The organism is Nocardioides aequoreus, from assembly GCF_000720335.1.
Lineage (GTDB): Bacteria > Actinomycetota > Actinomycetes > Propionibacteriales > Nocardioidaceae > Marmoricola > Marmoricola aequoreus.
Genome location: NZ_JOJN01000025.1, coordinates 1 through 4,276, shown reverse-complemented (window position 1 = coordinate 4,276; position 4,276 = coordinate 1). Strand labels below are relative to the sequence as shown.

3 protein-coding genes and 1 pseudogene are annotated in these 4,276 nt (G+C 66.8%); 3 read left to right on the top strand and 1 reads right to left on the bottom strand.

Translation table 11 applies throughout. The features are described 5' to 3' along the window. Positions 1–133 precede the first annotated feature (133 nt). The 3 genes and pseudogenes from IG63_RS0120135 (at position 134) to gdhA (ending at position 3,037) form a co-directional block, all read left to right on the top strand. Positions 134–553, top strand: a complete 420-nt coding sequence (locus IG63_RS0120135; protein WP_157210326.1) for a hypothetical protein — start codon at positions 134–136, stop codon at positions 551–553. An 824-nt stretch (positions 554–1,377) separates the two neighbouring features. Further along, a pseudogene (locus IG63_RS23750) lies at positions 1,378–1,636 on the top strand (IS481 family transposase); the annotation flags it as partial. 60 nt (positions 1,637–1,696) lie between these two features. Further along, complete coding sequence (gdhA, locus tag IG63_RS0120125) at positions 1,697–3,037, top strand: NADP-specific glutamate dehydrogenase (protein WP_425411804.1); 1,341 nt, start codon at positions 1,697–1,699, stop codon at positions 3,035–3,037. Between the two features lie 408 nt (positions 3,038–3,445). Here the strand turns inward: gdhA and IG63_RS0120120 are convergent, their stop codons facing one another. Then, positions 3,446–4,060: a recombinase family protein gene (locus tag IG63_RS0120120; protein ID WP_030486123.1), complete on the bottom strand. Its 615-nt coding sequence runs from the start codon at positions 4,058–4,060 to the stop codon at positions 3,446–3,448. Between the last annotated feature and the right edge of the window lie 216 nt (positions 4,061–4,276).

The following is a 4,276-nucleotide window of genomic DNA, read 5'->3' as shown; positions in this document are numbered from 1 at the left end:
AACCTCCGGGTGTTGTGACCTTCGACAAGCCACAGCCCACTCGGGGGTTCTCGTTACGTCAACGCTTTGAGCCTGGAACCAACGTCATGGCCGGGTACACCTAGCCGCGGAGCAATTCGCCCTTGAGGCCGGGTTGCTGCTCTACGACGTGCGGGCTGAACCAGGTCCGGCTGAGATCGCCGATGCATTAGCGGCCCGGAGCATGCGTGAGGACCTGCGCCGCTACCTCATCGAGGACCGCGAGCAGCTGATCCAGGCCGAGCGACAGCGTCGCCGCCGCACCGATGTGGAGGCGTGGATCCGCTCGGCCGTTGACGGCCCAGACGAAGCCCCGGACAAGGTCGATGTCGAGCTCGCATCGGTCACGACACTCGCGGAAGGATTGAGCTATTGGGACACTCGGCGATATGTCGTGGTCTGGGAGGACGAGGGCTGGCGGCTACAGGACACAATCTTGTCGAACACCGGTCCAGGTGGTGACCAGCCGTTGACGTCCCAGCAGAGGCGCGACTACCTCACGGGCACGGGTTGGCGGCGCATCCCGCCGGCGTGAGGTAGGAGGGCTCCGTCCGACCTGGTCCCTAGAGTCAGGTCGGATCTGATGCGGCCGCGGTCACCGCTGCTCGGAGTCCTTGGCGTAGGCGTCGACGTCACAACTCGGCGTTGGGGTCCGATCGGCTTGGTGCTGACCACCCACACCTCGGTGGTGCCGGCGTCGTCGAGGACGGTGGCGAAGGTGCGTACTGGGGGGTGGGGGTCGCGCGTCAGCTGCTCGAGGGTGGTTGAGCGGTGCTGCTGCTGGTGCTGGGCGTGGAGGCCCTAGGGGGCCTCAACGTCGAGGGTCGTGGCTGCTGCAACCACCGGTTCTACGCCGCCCGCCGGCTGGGGTCGCCCAGGGGTTCGCCAGGCGGCCCGTACGTCGGCGAACGCGGCGCTGGTGCCGCCGACGTCGGGCTGGGTGCGCTTGAACGCCTGCCGGTCGGCGTGCCGGATCTCGCCTGGGTGGCTTCGGGCCGAGCGTGGAGGAGGTCGAAGTAGCTCTGCACCAGCTGCCCTCCCCGCCTTGCGCGCGCAAGCCTGGCCTGATCTTGGTCGCGTCCCAAGGCGCGGTCGGCGACCTCACCGAAACGGTCGTTGCCATCCTCCTGGCGGCCGCCGCTACCTCGGTCAGCCTCCTTGCCGTCCTGCTATGGCGCCTGGGCAATGCGGGTTCGTCATGAGCGGCTTGATTCTCGCAAGTGGATTCGTCTACCGACGAGAGCAGCAAACAGCCAAGTCGTCATCCCACAGCGGAATGGGCTCGCGGAGCGAGCCCATTCCGCTGTGGGTCGCTCCGCGAGCCCATCGTCACGCGGAGCGTGACCAGACGGGGATCCTCACGCGGAGCGTGACCAGCGCGGGAGGGCCGATCGGTCCAGCCGTCCTCACCGCAGCACGAACAAGACCCCGATCGACTGACGCAAGAAGTCGTTCGGTTGCGATGGCGGTACAGGCTCGAGCCGGTTCAGATCGGCGGACGACTCGGCCTCCCGCCATCCACAGTCCACGGGTCCTGGTGCGCTGCCGGGTCAATCGGCTCAGCCACATCGACCGGGCAACCGGGGAGTCCATCCGCTACGAGCACCCGCACCCCGGGTGGTCGGCGTGCTGACCTAGGGTGAGGCTTCATCTGAAAGAGGAACGATCTATGGAGACGTTGCACGCTGCGCTTCAACCTGTGTACGCCGACGTTTTGCGCCGTAACCAGGGAGAGACCGAGTTCCATCAAGCGGTCTTCGAGGTGCTCAGCAGCCTGAGCCCCGTGGTGGAGAAGCGTCCTGAGTACGTTGATGCCTCGATCATCGAGCGCATCTGCGAGCCTGAGCGCCAGATCATCTTCCGCGTCCCGTGGGTCGACGACTCCGGTGAGGTGCAGATCAACCGTGGCTTCCGCGTCGAGTTCAACTCCGCGCTCGGGCCGTACAAGGGCGGGCTGCGCTTCCACCCCAGCGTCTACCTCGGGATCGTGAAGTTCCTCGGCTTCGAGCAGATCTTCAAGAACGCTCTAACCGGTATGCCGATCGGCGGCGGCAAGGGAGGCTCGGACTTCGACCCGAAGGGACGCTCCGATGGCGAGGTCATGCGCTTCTGCCAGTCCTTCATGACCGAGCTGTACCGGCACATCGGCGAGTACACCGATGTGCCGGCCGGTGATATCGGTGTCGGCGGTCGTGAGATCGGTTACCTGTTCGGACAGTACAAGCGGATCACTAACCGCTACGAGGCCGGCGTACTCACCGGCAAGGGGATCACCTGGGGCGGCTCCCACGCCCGTACCGAAGCGACCGGGTACGGCACCGTCTTCTTCGTCAACGAGATGCTCGCCGCCAGAGGAGACTCCTTCGACGGCAAACGTGTCGTCGTGTCCGGCTCCGGCAACGTGGCTATCTACGCCACCGAGAAGGTGCACCAACTCGGAGGTACCGTGGTCGCGGCCTCCGACTCCTCCGGTTACGTCGTCGATGAGGCCGGAGTCGATGTCGGCCTGCTGCGCGAGATCAAGGAGGTCCGCCGCGGTCGAATTAGCGAGTACGCCGACATCAAGGGCAGCGCCGTCTCGTTCGTGTCCGGCGGATCGATCTGGGACGTCCCCTGCAGCGTCGCCTTGCCCTGTGCCACCGAGAACGAGCTGCCGGTGGACGCGGCGAAGGCCCTCGTCGGCAACGGCGTCCAGGTGGTCGCCGAGGGGGCCAACATGCCGACCACGCCGGATGCGGTGGACCTACTCACCGAAGCCGGCGTGCTCTTCGCCCCTGGCAAGGCCGCGAACGCAGGCGGTGTCGCGACGAGTGCGCTGGAGATGCAGCAGAACGCGTCCCGCGACTCGTGGACCTTCGAGCACACCGAGCAGCGGCTGGCTGAGATCATGGCAGGCATCCACGAGCGCTGCGTCATGACGGCCGAGGAGTACGGCGTACCGGGCGACTACGTGGCCGGCGCCAACATCAGTGGCTTCACCCAGGTCGCCGACGCAATGCTCGCCCTCGGCGTGGTCTGACCCCCCCGGCCGGGTTGCCGGCGGACTTTCGACGGGGTGTGCACCACCACAGTGCGACGAAGATGGTGCACACCATCGAACTCGAAACCGGTAGCGCCGCCGGGGCTAGGCGGCCGGGATGTCGAGAGTGCCTCGTAGGCACCACCCATGCCGACACGTCAGCGGCTTGCCACTCCAAGCTGAACGCTGGCCGTGTCGATATTGGTGGTGCGGTCCGCATTCCGATCTGAGAGGCTGGGCTCACGGACTGAGATGCGGACATCGGCTGAGAGTGCGCCGGGAGAGGACGACACGTCCCCCAAGCGGAACCGTTGCCGGGATGCAGAGCCCAGCGGCGGGCTCCGAGGGAGCTTCGCTCTTCGGCGTCTCGCGAGGGTGTCGGATGCGGAACGCCGACAGCATGCGAGGTCAGCGTCGTGCCGAAGCGTCAGCGATTTCTGCCTTCGCGGCCGTGCGCTGCCGCTCGATCGCCCGGTAGACGGTGGACCGGCCGACGCCGAAGAGCTCGGCGACCTCGAGGGTGCTGTACTCCCCGCTGTGCACCAGCGACACAAGGTGCGCCTCCTGCTTGCGGCTGAGCTTAGGCTGCTTGCCTTTCAGCCGGCCCTTGGCTTTCGCCACCTTCATGCCCTCTACGGTGCGAAGCCTGATCAGGTCGGACTCAAACTCGGCCACCATGGCGAGGACGTTGAATAGCAGCCGTCCGACGGCGTCGGTGGGGTCGTAGACCGACCCGCCGAGGCTGAGGCTGATCTCCCGCGTGGTCAGCTCGTCGGCGATCGCCCGCGCGTCCGGCAGGGACCTGGCCAAACGATCGAGCTTCGTGACCACGAGCGTGTCTCCTGCACGGCAGGCGGCGAGTGCCTCACGGAGTCCAGGCCGTTCGCGGTTGGTGCCGGTCAGGCCATGGTCGACGTAGATGCGGTCGGCCTCGACGCCAAGGGCGAGGAGCCCGTCGCGTTGCGCGGTGAGGTCTTGCTGATCGGTGGAGCATCGGGCGTACCCGACAAACAGAGCGCTCATGGCGCACCTCCAAGGGTGGGCCCAGTCATGCCACGGGTTGTGACCGACTCGGGCATCGGGCAAGGCCCGACCCTTCAGCAAGCGCCTCGCTCGCCCGCACCACAAGCCGCCCGCCCCGAGTGCCCGATCGTCACGCGGAGCGTGACCAGTGCCCGATCGTCACGCGGAGCGTGACCAGTGCCCGATCGTCACGCGGAGCGTGACCAGTGCCCGATC

Excerpts from the sequence above, each read along its gene's own strand:
- IG63_RS0120120 (WP_030486123.1), bottom strand. The coding sequence starts at position 4,060 with ATGAGCGCTCTGTTTGTCGGGTACGCCCGATGCTCCACCGATCAGCAA.